Source organism: Pseudomonas sp. EL_65y_Pfl2_R96 (assembly GCF_963970905.1).
Taxonomy (GTDB): Bacteria; Pseudomonadota; Gammaproteobacteria; order Pseudomonadales; family Pseudomonadaceae; genus Aquipseudomonas.
Map to the genome: position 1 here is coordinate 1 of NZ_CAXAQH010000428.1, position 348 is coordinate 348.

A 348-nucleotide genomic window follows, 5' to 3' on the forward strand; every position below is an offset into this window, starting at 1 on the left:
GCTCCAGCTCAATTGCATCCGGCCTTTTTTCATGCCCGCCGCGATGCCACGCGCGGCGACTTTTTTGTAGCGGTCGACGTAGCTGATGAAGGTATTGATGATCGTGAAAATCGCCTTCACGAGGCGCAGAACGGCACTGAGTAACTGCGCGGCTCGATCAGCCAAACGCATCGTCAAATAGGCGATGCCGGCGCCCGCCCCGGCGAACGTCAGGACGATGCCAATCAGGATGTCGATCAACAGCTGCACCACCATCATCGACACCGCTTCGGCGGTTTTGCCGGCGATTTCGCTCGGTGGCAGCATGTCCAACCACAGGCTGGCGCAGCGCACCAGCAGGCACAGCGC

1 protein-coding gene is annotated in these 348 nt (G+C 60.3%); it reads right to left on the reverse strand.

The window, feature by feature from the left end; all coding sequences use genetic code 11:
* A partial coding sequence (locus AACY49_RS31405; RefSeq protein ID WP_339528259.1) for a hypothetical protein occupies nt 1-348 on the reverse strand: 348 nt, incomplete at both ends.